The organism is Achromobacter pestifer, from assembly GCF_013267355.1.
GTDB lineage: Bacteria > Pseudomonadota > Gammaproteobacteria > Burkholderiales > Burkholderiaceae_B > Achromobacter > Achromobacter pestifer_A.
This window is the reverse complement of the sequence record NZ_CP053985.1, coordinates 4460366-4481312: the sequence shown is the minus strand read 5'-3', so window position 1 is coordinate 4481312 and position 20947 is coordinate 4460366. Positions and strand designations below refer to the sequence as shown.

At 67.4% G+C, this 20947-nt stretch carries 1 protein-coding gene (only partly in view); it reads right to left on the bottom strand.

The annotated features are described in order from the left end of the window. A protein-coding gene (locus FOC84_RS21355) for a DUF4347 domain-containing protein (RefSeq protein WP_173146192.1) crosses the window boundary here: on the bottom strand, nucleotides 1-20947 show its 5' portion. It extends 12530 nt beyond the left edge of the window; only the first 20947 of its 33477 coding nucleotides appear in the window; the start codon lies at nucleotides 20945-20947; its stop codon lies off the left edge, out of view.

Here is a 20947-nt window from a genome sequence, read left to right as displayed (position 1 = left end):
CGCCGGACCAGTAACTGTCGTACTGCGCCAGCTGCGCGCGCAGTTCGGCCAGGATCTTGGCCGTGACCGTGGGGTAGGCTTTTTCCGTCGCGGTCCGCGTGTCGGCCAGTTCGCCGTCCAGCAGCGAGCCGCCGTTCAGGCTGATGTGCACGCCGCCCAGTTCCGCATACACGGCTGCCTGCGGGTTGCTCCAGTTCACCGGTTTGACCAGCGTGAGGTCGGCGTTCAGGACGTTCTGCGCCAGATAGATGCTCTTGTCGGCGCCAGCGGGGCCGCCCGCCAGGCCCGCCTGGGCCGCGAAGCCCTGGCGCGCATGGATGACCAAGGACTTGGACGCCGTGCCGATGGCGCCATAACCGGCGTTCAGCTCGATCCGGTTGCCCGAGACCACCGTATCGTTGCCGGCGGACGCGTGGCTGAAGATGCCGTTGAGCGCTTCGATGTAGACCGTGCCCGCCGACGAGGCGACCTTCTTCAGCGAGGCCCAGGAACTGGCGCCGCCGTCCGAGAAGTAGTTCAGGCGGATGTCGTTGCGCGCTTCGGCCCGGGTATAGCCGTTCGATCCCATGATGTTCAGGTTGATCGCGCCGCCCAGCGCGATGGCGTCGACGTTGACCACGGCGGATGCGCCCGACGGCATCTGGCCGTTGGCCTCGCGCGCCATGATGCCGACTTCGCCCTGCATCGTGATGGAGGTCGGCTTGGAAGCCGACACGGCCTCGATATGCACCGTCTTGCCGTTGCCGACGATCAGATTGCCGGCCAGCGTTACGTTGCCGTTGCTGCGGATGTAGATGGCGTTGTCGCTGTTGCTGGAACCCAGGAAGCTCAGCGTGATCTCCTGCGACGCCGGCACATAGAAGGTGAACAGTTCCTGCTGCTTCTTTTCGACCACTTGCGTGAGCGTGGTGGTCTTGGTGCGCAGCCAGCCGCCGCCGCTGGTGTGCGGGCCGTCGTTGCGCACGATCACGCCGGTGTTGAACTTGCGGTAGGCCACGCTGAACGCGGATGTGTCCAGCGCCGTTCCGCCCGACGATTCCAGGCGGTAGTGCTTGCCGTCGGGGCCGACGATGTCGCCGTTGGCGTCCTCGACCAGGCTCTGCGTGCCGCTGCCTTCGATCGTGGACGGCAGCAGCGCTTCGTTCAGCTTGCCGCTGGCCTGCAACTGCTGCTTGAGCGCGTCCGGCACCGAATTGATGCCATCGTAGGCAAGAACAGTGGACACCAGCACCGGGCGCGGCGTCTCGTAGACCGTCACCGGGCCGGACTTGGTCGTGTCGTTGTCCGTCAGCCAGCCCAGCGGGTCCCAATCCCCGAACAGATTGAAGCGCTTGGTGGTGTAGACCGTGGTGGTGGTCTCTCCCGACGTCCAGCCCATGACCCAGACCATCATCTGGCCGGTCTGCGGCTTGTATGACAAGGTCAACGTCCGGCCGTCCTGCAGCGTGCCGGCGGAGTTCTGCAACCCCGCCGCACTGCGCTGGCCGGCGCCGTTCTCGTAGACCCAGATCCAGCTCAGCGCCAGGGGATCCGCCGGATCGGGCGTGACCTGCACGAACTTGTTCCAGACTGTATGCACGACATTGTTCAAGCCTTGCAGCTCGTACAGATCCTTCTGTCCGCGCGATGTATCGATGATTTCGATGCGGCCACGGCGGTAGGTGCTGACGTCGATGTCGTGCGTCACCAGCGCATAGGTGGTCTGGTTATCGATATGGACCGAGGCGTAGCCGTTGGCCACGACCAGGTTGCCGTTGCCCACCGACACGATCTGTCCGGTCAGTGAAATGCTGCCGCCCGCCAGCCTGATCGGGTCCAGGATGATGGTCTGCGTGGCGTAATCGAAGCGGCCCGTGATGGCGCCATAGCGGTTCAGGGAGCCGTCCGCGCTGAACGATACGCCATTGATGGCGTAGCCATTGCCGTCCTGCAAGGCCTTGTCCTGATCGCCGCGGAAAGAGCTGTCGATCTTGATGTAGGCATCCGTGACGCCGCTCTGGATCTTGCCGTCGATGTTCAGCGTCAAGGCCGAAATGCTGATGGCGCCCAGGGCGAAAATGCGCGAATCCCGCGCCGCCGAGTTGTCGTTCAGGTACTTCGAGAAAGGATCGAGCTTGGTGTAGCCCCATTTCAACAACACATTCTGCATCGTGTCGTCGATGCCAGTACTCGCGCCGTTGTTCTTCAGCGCATTGATGACGTTCTGCCACTTGTCGTTCAGGAACGTGGGATCGGCGCCCGAGTTGTACCAGCCCTCGCTTTGCAGGCTGAAGTTGCCCTTGGCCACGATGTCCAGGCTGAGCGCCTGGATGGTGCCCGACACGTTGATGCTGCCCAGCGCGTTGATCACCGACACCTTGCCCAGCGGGTTGACCACCGCGCCCATCAGGCTCAGGTCGACCGGCGCGTTCGCAATCATCTTCGCCACGCTGTTGGTCGGATCCGCCGGGTCGTTCAGGGCCCCGCCGAACGGGTCCGCGGCCCAGCCGTTCTTGAGCTGGCTGATGCTGACCTCGGCCGTCTCGGCGCCCGACGCGCCCTTCACCGACACGTCGTTGACGTACAGGTGCCCGGTCTTGAAGACCTTGAGCTGGCCGTCGGAACCCGGGCGGATGATGGTGCCGTCCAGCACGACCGCGTCCCTGACGTTCATCAGCATCGGCGAATCGTTGACGATATTGATCTGGGTGTTGGCGCGGGCGTCGATGCCCGAGCGGTACACGCCGCCGGTATCGGTCGCGTTGACATAGACCGAACCGCCGGACGCATACATGTCCGGCATGTCGATGAAGAAGGTGCTGAACGAATCCAGGTAGCGGATCTGACCGTTCTGCAGCTTCACGCCCATCTGGATGCTTTGCAGCTGCTGCTGCAAAGCGGCGATATTGGCCTGATAGCGCGCCACGGCCTGCGGATTCGAGGCATGCTCGGCCTGCATCCGCGTCAGCGTGCGGATCTGCTCGCTGATGACGTTCTGCTGGCTGGCGTAGCGCAGCGTGGGCTGGGCGATATCCACCGTCTTCAACACGAAATACAGCCTGCCGACATTGCCGGCGGCAAACGCCCCGAAGCCCGATGTCAGGGCATCTTCCTTCTGCGCTTGCGTCGGATTGCTCAGCCGCATCCAATAGCTGTTATTGACGTAGTCTTCCGCCGCCAAGTCCAGGTCGCGGCTGTTCGGGCTGTTGTACCGGTAGTAGCTGCCGTTGTGCTCGATGATCATCCCGGCCGTGACGTTGACCTTGATGTCGCTGGCGCTGAATGCCGTCAGCTCATAGCGCACGTCGATGTTGACCGTGCCCGGCGCTCCGTCCAGGCTGGTCTTGCCCGCGCCCAACAGTTTCTCCAGGATCGCCCTGACCGCGGGCGAATTCGAGTCGAACCGCAGCGGTGCGCCCGCGGCGGGCAACGTGGCGCTGGTGTAGCCCAGTTGCTCCAGCAGTTCCGCCGGAATGACGAACAGGTTGGCCGCATTGTTCACGCCCGCGATGATGCGCGTGGCCGCGCCCGTCGCCACCCTGCTGGACGTGGTGTCCACCACGCCGTCGGCCAGTTTGACCGTGGGATTCAGGTTCAGGCCGATCACCTGCACCGAACCGTTCACGCGCGCCTGGTCCAGCGTCGAGGGATTGGTCTCCAGCCGCACGTTGCGCTGGGCCTTGAGCAACGAACCGTTGGCCGCCACCCCGTCGATCAGCACGGTGTTGATCTGGCGCGCCTTGGCGCCGCTGTCCACCGCCGGCACCTGGGCGATGCCCACCAGCGTGAACGATACGTTGTCGTTGGCCAGCAGATAGCCGGTCGACAAGGGATCGGTCGCCTTGCCGTTGCCCGCCAGCGCCAGGATGTTGTCGCCTTCGATCGAGGCGTTGTCGATCTGGATGGCGTTGCGCACCGTCAGATTGTTGTTGCTGTCCGACTTGCTGAAGCTGGACACGGACACCACCAGCAGATCGCTGATGGTGGTCGTCACGCCGCGCGTGTTGGCGGCCATGACCACGTCGCCGAAGGCATTGCGCAGGAACGCGCCGTTCACCTTGACCTGGGCCAGCGCGCCGTCGGTACTGAGCTTGTTGGTCGACAGCGTCACGGACACGCCCGCCACGCCGGTGATCTTGTTGCGCTGGGTGTAGATGATGTCGTTGGTCGCCACCAGGTCCAGCATGCCCGGCGTATCAAAATTGCCCCGCGCCTGCACGACGGTCATGCCCGCCGTATCGATGGTGCTATTGGCCTGCCGCGCGCCACTGACGGTGATGCTCGACTCGGGCTTGATCGTCACCGTGTGCTTGCTGATGTCGGCGCCCGCCACCCTGACCGAATAGCCGCTCAGGGTGGACGTGCCGCGCACGGTGTTGTTGCTGCGGATGTCCAGCTTGTTGCCGATCACGTGCGCGCCGCCGCCGATGTCGATGGCGGCCTTGCCGCCCAGGTCGACGTCGACCTTGCCTTGCCGTCCAGCCACCAGCGCGATCGTGCCGGCGTCCATTTTGACGTCCACGGACTGCACCTGGTCCGCCGTGATGCTCAGCAGGGTGCCGTCAATGCGGGCGTTGTTGCCGATCTGCACGCGCGTGTCCAGCGTGGTCGTGAGCGTAGCGCTGTCTATCGATACCGTCACGCCGCCCACTTCCAGCGAACGGGCCTCGGCCAGCAAGCCGGCCTCGCCGTTGCGCTCGGTGGTTCCCTTCGCGGTCACGCCGATAATGGCGCCCTGCAACGTCGCATTGTCCACCGATGCCTTGAGCGAGCCGCCCAGGCGGGTTTCGGCGCTCATCACACCCACGCCGATCACGCCGCCGGTGATCGCCTTCGAATAGGCCCGGCCGTAGTACGTGCCCTGCGCATTGATATTGACCATGCCCGGGGTCTCGCCCAGGCCGGGCATGGTGACCGACAGACCCTGCAACGTCGCGCCGTTGCGCGCTTCGGCCAGGGTCGTCGTGGCGATGTCCACCAGCGCCTTGTTCACGTTGACGGCCAGGCCGGTGGTGGCGGCCACGCCGGCCGTCTGCGTCTGGGCGAAGTCCACGCTGACCAGCGCGTTCATGTCCACCAGCGGCGCGCTGACGGTCGCTGCATCCACGGCCGCCGTGGTCACGTCGCGCGCGATGTTTTCGGCGATGCCCACGCCGATCGCCGCGCCCACCATGCCCACCGCCACGCTGACCTGGGTCAGGTCGATTTCGGCGCGGACCTGGGTATCGGCCTTGATCTCGACCTTGCCCAGCGCCCCCACCTTGCCTGCGCCCGTAATCCGCGCGCTGACATTATTGCGGGTGGTGTTGGTCACCCGTACCCCCGCGCCCGCGGCTGCGATGCCGCCGCCCACCGCCACCGAGGCGGTGACCGCGTCCAGGCCCCTGAAGTCGGTCTTCTCGACGGCCACGACGGAGACGGCGTCTTGCGCGCCAACATTCTTGCCGTTGGCGGTTTCGATATAGGCGCTGACTTCGTTGGCCGCCACGCTATCCACCAGCGTCACCGCCAGGGCCAGGTTCAAGCCAAAATTGCCCGGCACGGGCAGCGAAGCCGCCACGGCCACGCCGTAAGCGGCGGACTTCAGAATGGTGCTGCTGTCCTGGGCACGTACATTCACGGACCCGGCCCCGCCTGCGATGCCGGCAATGGCCTGCGAACCCGCGACATAGGCCGAGGTGGCCGTGGCAAAGCGGTTGCTGACCTGCACCCCGGACCCGGCGGCCGATCCGCCGAAGCCCGCCACCGCCACGCTGCCGGCGAAGTTGACGCTGGTCAGCGTTTCGCTGGACGTGGCCAGCACGTCCACATTGCCGCGGTTGACGGAGATGGCGCTGTTTTCAATATAGGCCAGCGCGCGGTTGGCGCGGTTCACGCCGTCGCCGGCATGGACGCCGAAGGTGTTCCGGGCGATCGACACCCCTATGCTGGCCGCCAGGCCCGCGCCCGTGGCGCTCACCGACACCGCGCCGGTAACCGCCTTGATGCTGGAGCTGTTGTCCGCCTTGACCGACACGCCGGTGCCGGCCGTGACGGCGGACCCGCTGATGTAGCCGCCCACGTCGTTGGCAACCGTCTGCGTGCTCTCCGCTCCCGCGCCAGACACCGCCACGCCCGCAAAACCCGCGGCCACGGATGCCGCGACCGACACGCCGTCCAGCGTCGCCGTTTCCTTGGCCGACACCATCACGGCGTCCGACACGTTCAGTGTCGACCCGGTCACGGAGGACTGCACGCTCATGGCAACGACGTTGCGCGCCACCGAGGCGCCCACCGACAGCGATCCGCCCTGCATCGCGAACGCCAGCGATGCGCCGATGGCCTTGGCCTCCAGCGTCGTGGTGTCCACGGCCGTGATGGCCGCCCGCGTCATCTGCGCGCCCGCGCCGGCGCTCAGCACCGAGTTCGACAGCGCCGCCTCGACTGCGCCCAGCGCCTTGTTGCTGGCCAGGGCCACGCCAACCGACAGCGCCAGCCCTTGCGAGGTACCCGCCAGGCTCGCGCCCGCGGCAGTCGCCTTGAGCGTGGACTGGTTCGACGCCCTGATGCTCAGGCTTGCCGCGCCCCGTACGTTGGGGTCGACCTGCGTCAGGCCGTTGACCTCGGCGCGCGTGACGGCGCGAGAGGTGTTGTAGGCCGATGATCCGGCTGCGGCGAGCGCCGCCCCTTGGTACGCAATCCCCACGGCGCCAGCCACCACTACCGCTTCCAGCGTCTGCACGGTATCGGCAGTGACGTTGATGGCGCCCAGGTGGAACACGCGGGTGTTGACGAGGCTGGCGCGCGCGCCTGCCGCCTGCGTGATCTCATTCTCGGCCAGCGAAGCGCCAATGGCCAGCGATCCGCCCGCGACCGTGAAGGCCACGCTGGCGACCACTACCGTGGCCTTGATGGTGCCGCTCATGTCGGCGTCTATCGTCAGCGCATTGGCGCCATCGCCGCTGACGCGCGAGTTTTCCATGATCGCCACGGCGGACGAGCCGATCACGTTGCGCGCATCGGCGCCTCCGCCCGCCAGCGAAATTCCGCCCAGGCTGACGCCGGCCGCGATCGACACCGCCACCGCAACGGTATGGATGTCGGCCTTGCTGTCGGCCTTGACGGCGATCACCGGAGCGCCGGTGAAATTCACGCCGTCCACCTTGGCCAGCGTGTCGTTGGCGATCTCGTTCTGGGCCAGCGACACAGCCACCGACAGCGACGCGGTCGCGCCCAGCGACACCGCCACGGAGATCGCCACCGCGGCGATCGTGCTATCGATGCGCGACTGATCCGTCGCCATGACGGACACACTGGCCGCGTTCCAGGCATGGGTCTGGTTCTGGTCGGTGATGCGGGCGGTGATGGCGGTCTTGATCTTGTTGACCGCCCGCGCGCCCGCGCCCGCGCCCGACACCGCCAGACTGGCGCCGTCGACGATGGGCGGTGCGTAGGCCACCGATACCGCCACCGCGCCCGCCACCACCACGGCGTCTATGCCTTGCTGCCGGTCGACGCTGCCGTCGGCCTTGAATTTCACATTACCGGCGTTCACCGTGACCGCGCCCGCGGTCACGGTGCTGCGGTCGATCGACGCCGCGATTTCATTGGCCGGACGGCCCGCGCCCAGCGCGACCACCTGGCCGGCGCTGTTGACCTCGTAGCCGATGACGTTCTCGGCCATCGCCACGCCGACGGATGCCGAAGCCGCGGCGTAGTGGCTGACCGAGACAGACGCGGACATGCCTAGCACCACCGCGTTGATCTGCGACAGGCCCAGCGCTTGCACATCGAGCGCGCCCTTCGCGCCGCCCGAGCCCTCGGTGCTGATGAATGCATCCGAGATACCCGCCTGCACGCTGGCCGAGATGACATTGCGTGCCAGCGCGCCACCTCCGCCAATGGCTGCATTGGCGCTGTCGCCCACCGACACCGCCACCGAGGCGCCCAACACCACCGACAGAATGTCGGCCTGCTGGCTCGCCCTGACGGACAGCCCGGCTCCTGCCGTCTGGATGTTGCCGCCCCGGATATTGGCGTGCACCGTATTGAAAACCTTGTTGACCGCGACGCTGGTGCCAACCGCGATCGCCACGCCTGCGCTGCCGGCCTGCACACTGACCGCGCCGCCAACTGCGATGGCCGTGATCGTGGCCCGGTCCGACGCCAATACCGTTACACCCTGACCCGCGCCATTCGTCCAGATCACGGCGTTTTCGACCAGCGCACGCACCGTCGTGCTGATTTCACTGATCGCCACCGACACGCCCACCGACGCGCCCGCGCCCATGCCGCCGGCGGAAACAGCCACCGCCAAAGCGCCTGCGACCGTCACGATGCTGCCCGTGTTTTCGGCGTTGACGCGTACGTCTCCGGCGATGTATCCATTGTTCAGCGGCACCACATTCTTCAGCGTGGCCTCCACCGATCCGCCGATGGTATTGCCGCTGCCCGCGCCGGCGCCCGCCCCGGCGAATCCTTGCCCCACGGCGACTGCCGCCGCGACGCCTATCGATACCGACACGATGCGCGATTCGTTGATCGCGTCCACCGCGATGCCATGCGCCGACCCTATGGCCGTGTTCAGGTTGCCGTTGCCGGCGCTGCTGCCATCGATATAGGCCCGGGTCTGGTTGTTGACGGCATTGTGGGTAGCCGACACGCCGGCCGCGATGCCCGCGCCGCTGCCCGGCGACACCGCCACGCCCAGACCGCCAGCCACGGCCAGCACGTAGCCGTCGTCGCGCGCCTGCACGGCCACGCCCGGCGCACCGCCCGCCGACAGCGCCTCGACCAGGCGCGCGTTGCGGATGCCGGCCTCGTTCTTGCTGTTCAGGCGGTTCACCGACACCGCGCCGCCCACCGACACCGCCGCCGTGCCCACGGCCACGCTGCCCGCCACGGTCACGTTATGAATCTGCCCCTTGAAGAGCGAGGCTACCTGCACGTGCGCGCCGCGCACAGCGCCCTGCGTGTCGCGGATCTGCGCCGAAATCGAATGCTCGCGCGCGTTGCCCGCGGGCGCGCCGCCCAGATAGTTGTAGGACAGGCTGGCGCCCACCGCGACGCTCGCGCCCTGCGATCCCAGCCCCAACGCCACCGCGCCAGCCAGGCTGTTGATGGTGGATTCATCGCTGGCTTGGACCACGATGTCGCCGCCAGCCGTGATGTCCTGCCCGGCCGCGGTCTCGCCGATCTCAGCCTTGATGCTATTGGCAATCCAGTTCAGGACAGCCGATCCGCCAAAACCCACATTGGCGCCGGACCCGCCGGCCGCGACCGCGCCGCTGACCGCCATGGCCGAAATCTGCGCGTTCAACCCCGGCGACAGGTCATCGGGCTTGGCAAAGGTGGCCAGCGCCACGATATCGCCCGTGGCCGACAGGGAAGAACGCAGCGCGCCCGCGTACACCGTATCGAAGATCTGGTTGACCGCGAACGCCATGCCGGCGGCCACCCGGCCGCCCACGGATACCGCCACATTGCCGGCCAGCGCCGCAATGCTGGCGACGTCGCGCGCCGCGATGCGGATATCGCCCGAGGTCGCCGTCACCGACGAGTCGCGGATCTGCGCATGCACCGTGTTCTTGATCGTGTTGACGGCCAGCGATCCGCTGACCGCCACGCCCGCGCCGCCGGCCAGACCAACGGAGACGTTGTAGATGCTGGCGCGCTCTTCTGCGCGCACCTGCACGGCCTGGGCCTCGACGCTCGCCTGCGCGATCGCCGCGCGCACATCGTTGCGCATGTCCGCCACGCTCACGGACGCGCCGATGGCGGCCGATGCTCCCTGGGTGAGGGAGATGCCCAGCGCGCCCGTGGCCGTCACGATGCGGCTGGCGTCCTGCGCCGACACCGACACCGCGCCAGCCTCGGCCCGCACCTTCTGTCCGGCCGCCGCGCCCGTGTTGTCGATGATGGCGCTGACCTCGGAGCGCGAGATGTTCACGCCCACGGCGCCCGCGCCGCCGAGCGACTTGCCGCCCGCGCCGGCCACCGTGATGCTCAGCATGCTGTTGCTCAGCGCATGGCCCTGCGTCAGCGAACCGATGTCCAGCGAGATCAGGCCGCCGGACGTGATGCGGTCCACCGCCTTCTGCAGGCTGATGCCGCCCGCGCCCGTGGCCGCGCCCAGCTTCATGGCGATGCCGTCGCGGGCATTTTCCAGCGAGCTCGCCAGCTGATAGCGGAAGGCGCCGCCTTGCGAGGCGTTGATCACGTAGTAGCGCTGGCCATCGACCAGGCCGGCGATGTTCGCGCCCTGGCTGCGGTAGATGACCACGTCGCCCGTGGCCAGGCCCGCGTCGCTGGCGAACGAGAAGCTGTTTTCGCCTATGACCTGGCTCTGGGCCGCAGAAGCCGACAGCGTCGCGTCGGTCGGCGTGCCCTGGGTGATGCTGGTGTTCTGGGTGCCGTCGCTGCCCGTGCTGGTCGAGGTCTGCGAAGTCTGGCGCACCAGGGCCACCTGCGTGAACGCGATCATCGCGTCCGGGTTGACCGAAATCGGCTTGTTCTGCGCGTCCAGCTGCTTGACGCCGTTGGCGTCCGCCAGGAAATACTCGTAACGCTTGGTGCCGGCGTTGAACTCCGACACGTAACCCTGCGCCCCCAGCGCCACCGGCGCGCCGTTCACGTCCTTGAAGCGCAGCGTGGTGCTGTTGACGACTTCGACCACATAGACGTGGTCATTGGACAGGCCCGTCAGCACGCCGTTTGCCGCCAGGTTGACGACCACCTTGTCGCCCGTGGCCAGGCCATGGGCCTTGGGCAGCGTCAGGCTGCCGTCCGGGTTCAGGGCCGCACCCGCCGGATTGTTGACGCTGAAGCGCTGCAAGGCGCCGCCCACGGCCGCGCCGCTGAAATCAACCAGGTTGCCCTGGCCGTCGCGCAGCTGGAACGAGCGCTGGTCTGCGCTCAGGTTGAACACGTAGTAGGTCACGCCGACCTTCAGCACATCCTTGCCCTGGGCCAGGATGCGATTGGCCAGCACGTCCTCGATCTGGCCGTTGCCGCCGACAGAGCCGCTGTAGACGATGGCCGAGCCTTCCTGCACGCCCGCGAACGGCTGCACCAGGGTCAGCGTATGGGTGGCGGCGTTCACCGTCACGCCGGCGTCCACGCCGTGGAAGGGCTGCAGGTTGACGCTGGTGGCCTCCTGCATGCGCACATGCGCGAAGCCTATGGCGGACAGGTTGGCCACGCTGCCGAATTGCAGCGCCTTGCCGCGCAGCGCGTCTTCCTGGGTGTCCGCCAGCTGGATGATGGCCTGGCCGTTGGGGGCTTCGCGCCGGATCACGTAATACACGCGGTCGTTGCGCAAGGCCGTGCCGTTGGCCAGCGTGATGTTGCCCGCGCCCGAACTCAGGTAGACGCCATCGCCGGTCTGCCAACCCGAGAACTCGCCGCCCGTGGCGCCGGCTGGCGCCGGCATGCCGGCGTTGCCGCTGTCGTCCTTGGTGCCGTTGATGACGGCCGCAGCTTGACCGGTGAAGGTCAGCGTGCTGCCGCCCTGGTCCACGCGGATATCGCCGTCGCCCACCGGCAACTGGCCACCGCCGTTGAGCTGGGCATTGCCGCCCGCGGCCATGGGGTCCACCAAGCCGGCGAATACGTTGACGTTGCCCTGCACCGCATGCACGTCGCTGCGCAGGATGGAGGCCGCGACCTTGGGATTGGCGGCGGCGCCGCCGTTGTCGGCCACGCCCACCGTGGTGACGGCCGCGCCCGAATCGGCCAGCGTCGTGTTATCGAAGGCCAGCAGATTGCGGTCGAAAGCCGTGTTGCCGCCCATGATATTGACAGCCACGGCCAGTCCCACCGCCGCGCCCTGGGTCGCGATCGCGCCCGCCACCGTGATGGCGTAGAGCGCCGAGGCGTCCGAGGCATTGACGCGCACGGCGTCGCCCGTGAAGCCTGCCCGGCTGCCGGCCTTGACGGTGCTGTCGCCGATGCGGGCCTCGGTGGCCGCGCGCATCATGTTGACGTTGACTGCGCCGGCCAGCGCGAACTTCTTGGACAATGCGCCCGCCGCCCCCACCGATACCAGCAACGGCGACGAATGCGCCGATACGTCCACCTTGCCGGTAACGTCCACATCCGCATGCTCGACCAGCGCACTGGTGCGCGAGCTGAACTCGTTGACGCTGACCGACGCGCCCACGGCCACCGAGCCGCCGGCCGTGACCGCGACCCCGCCCGTCACCGCGACCAGCGTATTGTTCTCGGTCGCCTCGACCGTCAGCGACGAGGCGTCGATGCGGCTGCGCGCCGTGACCGCGCCGTTGATGTCGCGGCTGGGCAGCACATAGGCCGCCACGGCGGAGCCGACGCGGTTGACCTGCACCGAGCCCGCGCCCGCGAACTTCGCCTCGCCCATGCCCACGCCCACGCCGACCGCGCCCCCACCCAGGGAGGAGGTATCTTTGGCGCTGACCTTTACCGCGCCATGCCCGCCGGTATCCACGGTCGAACCCTGGATGCCGGCCATGACGGCGTTGCCGATCTCGTTGTAGCTGACGGCGATGCCCACGCCCGCCTTCTTGCCTACGCCCGCGGCGCCGGTGACCGCGACCAGCGTGGTCTTGTCCTGCGCCCGCACGGTGACGTCGTGGCTGCCGCTGGCCGCGCCGTTGTAGACGACCTTGCTGTTGACCAGATAGCTTTCGACGCGGTTGGACATGACGTTGACGGATACCGATCCGCCCACGCCCGTACCATCGCGCGCCGCGCCGAGCGCGCCCGCGAAGCCCACCGCGACCTGGGTCGATTCCGCCGACACATCGACACGGCCCGTGTACAGCAGCTCGGTCACCTGGTGGATGCCCGCCTCGACCTTGCTGGTGCTGACATTGACCGCGACCGCCGCGCCCACGCCCGCCTTGCCGTCCGAACTGGCGACCGCGCCCGCCACCGTGGCCAGCACGCTCAGGTCGCGGGCCTCCAGCGTCACATCGCGCGCGCTGACCTTGGCCGCATTGCCCAGCAGCGCGATGTTGGCGTAGTCCGCCAAGCCGACAGCGGCCGAACCGGCCACCGCCACGCCCTTCTGCCCCTTGGCACCCGCCATGCCGGCGGCGATGGTCACAGCCACGCCTGTGCGTCGCGCCGCCAGCGCCAGATCCGCCGCCACCACCAGTTCGCCCACGGCCAGCACCTGGGCGCGCGCCTCGCCGCCCAGCATGTTCATGCTGTACGCACCCGCGACAGCCACATTGGACTTGGCCGTATCCGATTGCGCCAGCGCGGCCGAACCCGACAGCGCCAGACCATGGGTGCCGTTCAGCGCCTCGATCTTGGCGTCTCCGCCTATCGTGATCGTCATGCCGGCCGCATTCACATAGCCCTGCGCGAAGTCGTTGACCATGTTCACGGCCACGGCACCGGAAATCGCCACGCCCGTCTTGGACTGCTGGCTGGCGGCGCCGCCTCCTGGCGCTGGGCTACCCGGCGCCGCGCCCGCGTCCTGCGTCAGTTGCGTGGCCTGGCCGCTCAGGCCTTCCAGCTTGTCGCCCAGATTCGTGCTCGGCGCAGGCGCGGGATCGCCCTGGCCCTTGGGCAGCTTGATGTCATCGATGCTGGTGCCCGTGCCTCCCGCGCCGCCCGTGCCGCCGGCGCCCGCCCCCGCGCCGCCGCCCGCGCCGGCCACCGGGCTGGACACACGCGAACCCGCCACGGCCAGATTGCCGACGAAGCCCTTGTTCTCCGCCCGGATCGTCAGCGAAGCCGCCGAGAACGAGCCTACCGGCAAGCCCGTGGGCGCGCCATCGGCCACGCGCAGCGTGTCGCCGATCAGGGCCTGCGTCCAGCGGTTGACGTCATTGATGGACACGCTCATGCCCACGCCCACGGCCTGCGATCCGGCGGCGGCGCCCGCCACCGTGCCGACCCAGGTCGCGTCCGTCGCCTGGATGTCCGCCGCGCCCGCGGCCGCGATCCGCGCGCCCCGGCCGACCTGCGCCAGGGTGGTCGCGCTGGTGGAATTGACCAGCACCACACCGTTGAGCGCCAGGGTCTTGGCCTGGCCGCCCGATGCGCCCAGCGTCACCGAAATCAGTTCATTGTCCGCATCGACCGTCAACTTGCCCGAGTTGATCTCGGCCGTGTCGCTGACCACCGCACGGGTTTCGTGCTTGGCCGCGTTGACGTACACCGACACGCCAATGGCCGACCCTTCCTTGGAGCTGCTGCCGTAATCGAAACCCTGGAATTTCGGAGTCAGGAAGCCCTTGACCCGGTCCTTGCCATAGCTGAAGCGGCTCTCGGACGGGCCACGGGGAGCGGCCTGCTGGAGCGACTTGGCCCCGCCCAGGGAAATCGACGGCAGGATGATGTTGCCGACCAGGTTCAGGCGCTGCGAGGAGTTCTCCGCCTGGACTGTCACATCGCCCGCCGTACCGCCGGACAAGGTGGTATTGATCTTGCCCGCCACCTGCGCCTGCGTCTTGGTGTCCTGCACCAGCACCGTGAACGCGCCGGACAGGGCCAGCTTCTTGCTCTTGGCCGTGGCGCTGGCCCAGCTGCTGAAGCTGGACGAGATGCCGCCCGTGCTGGTCAGCGTGGCCTGCAGATTGTTCAGGAAGGACGCGGCCGCCTTGCCCGCGACCTCTGCCTTGGCCTTGGTGCCGTCGGCATCGTTCCACTTGGTGTTGATGCCGTCGAACGGGGCGTACAGATTGACCAGCCACAGCTTCTTCGGGTCGATCTGGTTCAGGGTGCTGGCGGTGACCGCCACGTCGCCGCCCTGGGTGGTGATGGTGGCCAGCGGGTTGACGGTCGCTCGCGTCGCGACGTCGTCGATGCCGATGACCACGGCCGCCGCCGCGCCGAAATCGGAACCGTCCGGGCCAGCCGCACGCTCGGGCTGATTGGTCGTCAGGTTGTTCTTTTTGTTCAGGAACGCCTGCTTGTCGGCAATCGCCTGGTCGTCCACCCCGCTCATGATGGTGAGCCGGGTGTTGTATTGCGTCTGCGCGTTGACGGTGACGTCGCCGCCCGCGGTGCTGACCGTGGCAGCCGTCACGCCGTTGCCGATGCGGGAGGTCGTGGTGATGTTGTTCATCGACATGCCCAGCGCCGCGCCGATCTGGAACTCGGTGGACGGATTGTCGATTTCCTTCTGGATGTCCGAATCGTATTCGGCGCGGTCCGCGAAATCCTTCTCCTGCTTGATCTGCTTGATCTTGTCGCCGAACTTGCCGCCCCGGCTTTCCGACACCAGCGCGCCGAAGAAGCTCTTGACGTACTGCACGCCCGTCCCGAGGCCGCTCACGGCGCCGCCCACGACGGGACTGACGGTCTTGGCGATGGCTGCGTTCTTGGCCTCGGTCTGCGCCGCCGTAAGGAAGTCACTGCCGGTGGCCGCGCGGCCGCCCAGGATGGTCTTGACGGCGATCGCGCTGCCGGCGTCCTGCGCCCGGGCCTCGACGGTCACCTTGCCCGCATTGCGCGTCACCACCGTGCCGTCCATATAGGCTTCGGTGGTCAGTCGGTTGTACGCAAAGCCCACCGCCACGCCGACCTTGGCGTAGCCGGCCTTGTACTTGCCCGTCTCCTTGGACGGATCGATCTTGCCGTCGGCGCCGGTCACCGGCTTGGTGTCGTCGCTTTCGGCCATCGCGCCGGCGGCGGTTATGGAAATCGTGCTCTTGTGGCTGGTCAGCGCCTGGATCGTGACGTCTCCGCCCACGCCGCTGACGGTGCCGGTGTCCGGATTGGCGGTATGCAGCAGACCCGTTTCCAGCCTCGCGCCCGTGCCTATGTGCACGGTGGATTCGCTGATGATCACCGCCACGCCCACGCCTATCACCGCCGGCACCGCGCCCACGTGGCCCGGCAGCAACCCGATCTCCATCTCGTTGGTCAGGTCGGACTTGATCGTGATCGCGCGGGACGCGATCACCGTGCCCTGCACATCGATGGTGGACTTGTTCTGCAGCACGCCCACGGCGATGCCGGCGATCTTGGCGACCAGCGGGCTCAGCTTGACCGTGGCCGACGTGGTGGACGTGATGGTCACATCGCCGTTGGACACCAGGCGCGCCTGCGTGCCGACCTTGATCGACGAGTTGTATTCGATGCCGGCCCAGGCCGCCATGGCGCCGGCGCCGTCCAGGAACTTCAGCAAGGCGTCGAAGGCCGAGTTCACGCCGCTCGCCAGCGTGCCCAGCACGCCGCCCTGGTTCGCGCCGTTCTTGATCAGCGGATCCAGGTCGTAGTCCTTGCTGTCGATCTTGCTGGTCAGGCTGACGCCGGATCCGCCCGTATCCTTGGCCCACAAGGTCGCGTTGTTGATCGTGATGGCGGCATCCAGCTTGTAGATCTGGGCCACCGCGCTGCGCCACGGACGGTAGCGCTGCGCGGCCAGTTCGACCGCGCCGGCCGCCAGCACGATGTTGGCGCCGCTGCTGGCGCCGACGGTGATTTTCTCGCCTTCCAGACGCAGGGCGTAGCCCGCATCCAGCGTGATGTTCTGCAGCACCGAATACGACTGGCCGCGGATGATCACGTTGCGGCCGCCGACCGTCAGCGCCTGATCCAGCGTGCCGCTACCGATGTCCAGCACGTAGTCCAGCTTGTCCGTGTTCGCGCCCAGCGTCACCCCGGCGATGGTGCCGGTGGTGGAGATCAGGTTCGACAAGGCGGCGCTGCCGCCCAGCGCCATGACCTGCAGGCTGTTGCCGCTGCCGCTGTTGGACGCCAACGTCACGGTCACGCTGCCGCCGGCGGTGTCCGCCGGCTGCGTCACCACGAACGACACATTGTTGGTATTGCCCTTGAGCGTGTCATAGCCGCCGCGGGTGGCCAGTGTGACGGCCGGGGTCCAGGCGCTGGCGTCCAGCGTGGTCGCGCCGCTGGTGTTGGTGGCGATGACCGTGGCGTCCGAGAACAGCGCGCCCGCGAACGTCACCAGGCTCGCATTTGAGCCACCGTCGACGTAATGCACGTTGCCATTCGACAGCACCGCGCCGACACTGGTACTGACCAACAGGCTGTTGCGCGCCCCCGCTTGCGTGGCGATGCTGTTGCCGACGCCGGTGTTCAGGGCAGGCTGGCCGTAATTCACGACGAACGTATTGTCGCCGCCGCCCGAGCGGATGGCCGAGTTGGAACCCGCCAGCACGAACTGCGTCTGATGGCCGATGGCGAGCGCCGCGCCGGTCAGGATACCGGCGCCGTCGGAGCTGCTTTGCACCTGGCCCTGGGCGATCAGGCCCAGCTTGTAGGCTGCGTCCGACAGGCTGACCGTGGAGTTCGACACCGTGCCGTCGGCATTCAGCGCCGTCTGCATGCCAGGGGCCAGCGAGAACACACCGGAGAAGCCGGCCGCGATCGCGGCCTGGCTGTAGCCGATCTGGAGGCGCCCCTGCGCGTCCAGGCTGGCCGTCAGCGCGTAGAGATAATCCCAGGGCGTGGTGCTGTCGCTGGCCGGAATCAGCTTGCCGGCATTGGACCCGCCGACCGCGATGCGCAGCGGCTCGCCCGCCGCGTTGACCATGATGCCGGCGCCGATGGCGTCGAGCAGATCCTGGATGGTACGCACGCCTTCCAGGCCGACGTCGACCCGCGCGTTGGCGTGGTTGGGAAACAGGAACGCCAGCGCCGGCCCTTCCGCCGGCGTGTAGCCCGAGGTCAGATTCGACAGGTAGGTCCGCGTGGTCACGCCCGTGTAGGCCGTGGTGTCCACCGTGTTGGCGCTGCTGCCTTCCACCACGAAGCGGAAGTCGTTGACGTTGGTGTAGGCGCTGCCGATCTGCGCCCCGACCGAGCCGATCTTCACCTGGCTGTTGTCCAGGGCCACGCTCTTGCCGCCCGTGGACAGCTCTATCGTGTTCGCCCCCGCGGACCCGATCACCTGGGTGGCGTAGGCGTTGCTGATGATGAAATAGTTGGACAGCCCCGCAGTGCCGTCCAGCACCGCCGTCCCGGCGAACCTGGAGGTATCGATCCAGTTGCCATACTCGCCGCCGATGACGCGCACACTGGTGATGCCGGCATACGTCGATGCCGTGGCCTGGGTCTCGTCGGACGTCCGCTTGATCCAGCCGGCGGCTCCCGCCTGCTGGAACGACACATAGCCCACGCCACCGCTGATATCCAACTGCGCCTTGTATCCCGTGCCGTCCGTGCCGGTCAGGCCGTCGGCCGCCACCGCCAGTTCGGTGGTCGCATTGGCTCCCACGCCGCCATAAACACCGTAACGGCCGCCCAGCAGCATGATCTGGTGCCGGGTGTTGTCGCCCGAGCCCGCGCGGATCACGCCGCCCGCCATCAGGCCGCTGACCAGCACGGTATTGCCACTGAAGGCCGACGCGTCTATCAACGTCGAACCCAGGCCGCCGTTCAGTCGCGCGTCGCTGAAAGTGCCATGCAGCGAGTTGCTCAAGGTCGGGACCGGCAGCCCGGTACCCAAGGGCGTGCCGTCGGAAGCGTAGCTCGTCGATAGCTGCGTGTTGGTCAGGGTGTAGTTCCACTGACCGTTTTCATCCAGCGTGTTGCTGAGTGCGCCGGCCTGCGCCCACAGTTCGTTCGCACCCTGGTAGCCGGTAAAAACGTTGTGGCCCAATCCGCCGCGCAAAACGTTGGCGCCGGCGCTGCCGATCAGGGTCAGGTCGCCACGGTAATTCGAGCCGTCCAGCGTGACGCTGGTGGCGGCGTGATTGCTGCTGCCCGCCGCAGCCGCGGCGTCGATGGTGCGGTAGTCCTGCAAGGTTACGGCGTTCACGCCGCGCAGGGTCACCGTGGTCGCGCTGCCCGCGCCCGGCTGCGTATTCGTCAACGTGGCCCAGGTCTTGTCGCCACTGAGCAGGGCGTCGCTTTCCAGGCCCGCGATGTATTCGGTTGCGCCGCCCACGGCCAGGTTGCCGATCACCAGATCGTTGCCACCGCCGCCGCTGATGCGGTTCTGGCCGCGGCTATTGGCCACGGTGATGATGTTGTCGCCCAGGCTGCCGACGATGTCGTTGCCGTACTCGCCGCCCGCGCCGATGACGTTGCTGATGTTCAGCACGCCCGCCAGGCCACTGGCGTCGTAAAGGCCGGTATTGCCGTCCTGGAAGTTCAGGTTGACGGTGACGTTGTCTTCATAGGCCGAATAATCCAGCGTGGTCTTGCCCGCCACGCCGAAGAACATCTGCACGTCGAGATTGCTGACCAGCGCGGTCGTCAGGCCGTTGACACTTGCGTCGGCCGCCAGGCCCGCGCCCATGAAAACGCTGATGCCCCCGCCGGTCTGCACGCGAGCCGTGACGTCTGCACCGAATTGGGAAAGGTCCAGTGTGTTGCCGCTTTGGCCGGCCTGCTGGGTCAGGTTGAAACCGAAGGTGCCGCCGGCGGCGATGTAGGTGTTGCCGCCGCCGCTACCCTTGATGATGTCTTGCGAGCTGTTGATTGTGACCGTGGTGTCGCCCACCACGGTAATCCTGTTGCCGCCTTGCGTGGAACCCTTGACGCCGCTGATCGCCCGCACATAGCCGAACCCGGTCGGCGGCGGCGGCGGAATCTCTTCGCCATTGGAGTCCGCCGTGGGGCCGGACAGGTCCACCGTCACGCCGGTGGCATAGCCGCTGTAGTCCAGTATCGTCTTGCCGCTCTGGGCCGTGCCGATCAGGTTGAAGGTCTTGTCGCCGATCTTCAGGCTTTGCGAGCCATCGGCGGACTTGAACACCACGTTGACGACGCGCTGGGTCCAATTGTTGCCAGCGTCGACCGTCGAGTATGTGATCTGGTAGGCATCGTTGTTGCTGATGAGAGCCGTGACGTTGCCGCGGATGCCCGAGAAATCCAGCGTGTTGTTGCTGTTGTCGTCGTCTTCGTTGCGCACCCAGACGCCGTTCTCCAGCTTCATTCCCTGGCGCACTTCGATCGTCGTCACCGCCGCGGTCGAATTGTTGTCGAACACGAATGTGTTATTGCTGCCGTAGCCGATCAAATGGTCATTGACCGCCACACCCTGCAGGGTCGAGCCGCCGCTTTGCAGGCCGGCAGCGCTGGCCATCACGCCGTTCCAGCTGGCAACCGTCACCGTGTTGGCATCGATCACGCCGTTGCGGTAATCCAGCGCCCAGTCGCCGCCCAACGCGGCGCTGCCCACCGTGTGGGTGGCCGCCGCCACGTCGGCGCGCGTGATGGCCGCGAGGCTGTCGACGAAGGCGATGCCGCCGCGGCCGGCCGCCACGTTGCAGCCGTAGAGCAGGATGTCGCCATCTTCCGACATGGCGTCGCCCCAGGCGCGCAACTGGTTCTTGTAGGCATCCAGCTGGCCCGAACCCAGGGTGGCCGTGCCCAGCGTCAGGGATCCCACGCTGCCGTGGCTCATGATCTGCACCGCGGCCAGGTCCCGGTGCTGGCCCAGCACCTGCGTAATCTGGTCCACGCCGTCATAGCGGCCATCCAGCACGATGATCTCGGTGTCGTGGCTGCGCAGCACCTGCAATTGCGGGCCATCGCCGGTGGGCCTGGCCAACCCGTCCAGGCCTTCCGTCTTACCGCTGATCAGGCCGTACAGGCCCTGGACAATCTGCTCGGCATTGTCCACCGCCGGATCCACGAAGATGATCTGGCGCACCGGCGTCTGTTCGGAGTTCGTGGTGTAGCCGGGGATATTCGCGGCCGGCTTGGGCTGGCTGGACTCCTGCCCAGGCAGCCAGGCCTTGGCGTCGCCCTGGCGCGTGGCGTTGGCCTTGGCGTACTGCTCCAGCGTCAGCATCTCGCTGTGCTGCGTGACGGCCTTGAAGGCAGCCCGTTCCACCAGATAGGGATGCGAGCCGGGCGCGCTGGGCTTCTTGCCCTGGGCGCCGGCCGCGGGGTCGGCGGGCGCCACCACGGGAGCCTGGTCGCTCGTGGGCGGAGGCGGCGGCACCAGCAGTTCGGCCGACATGAGATAACGGCGCTCCAGCGCCTCGAAGAGCGGCCGCCTGCGGAACAGGGACTGCTGCACCTCGCGGGAGGAACGGCCGGTCCAGAGTTTGCGCGCCAGTTTCTTCATGCTCAT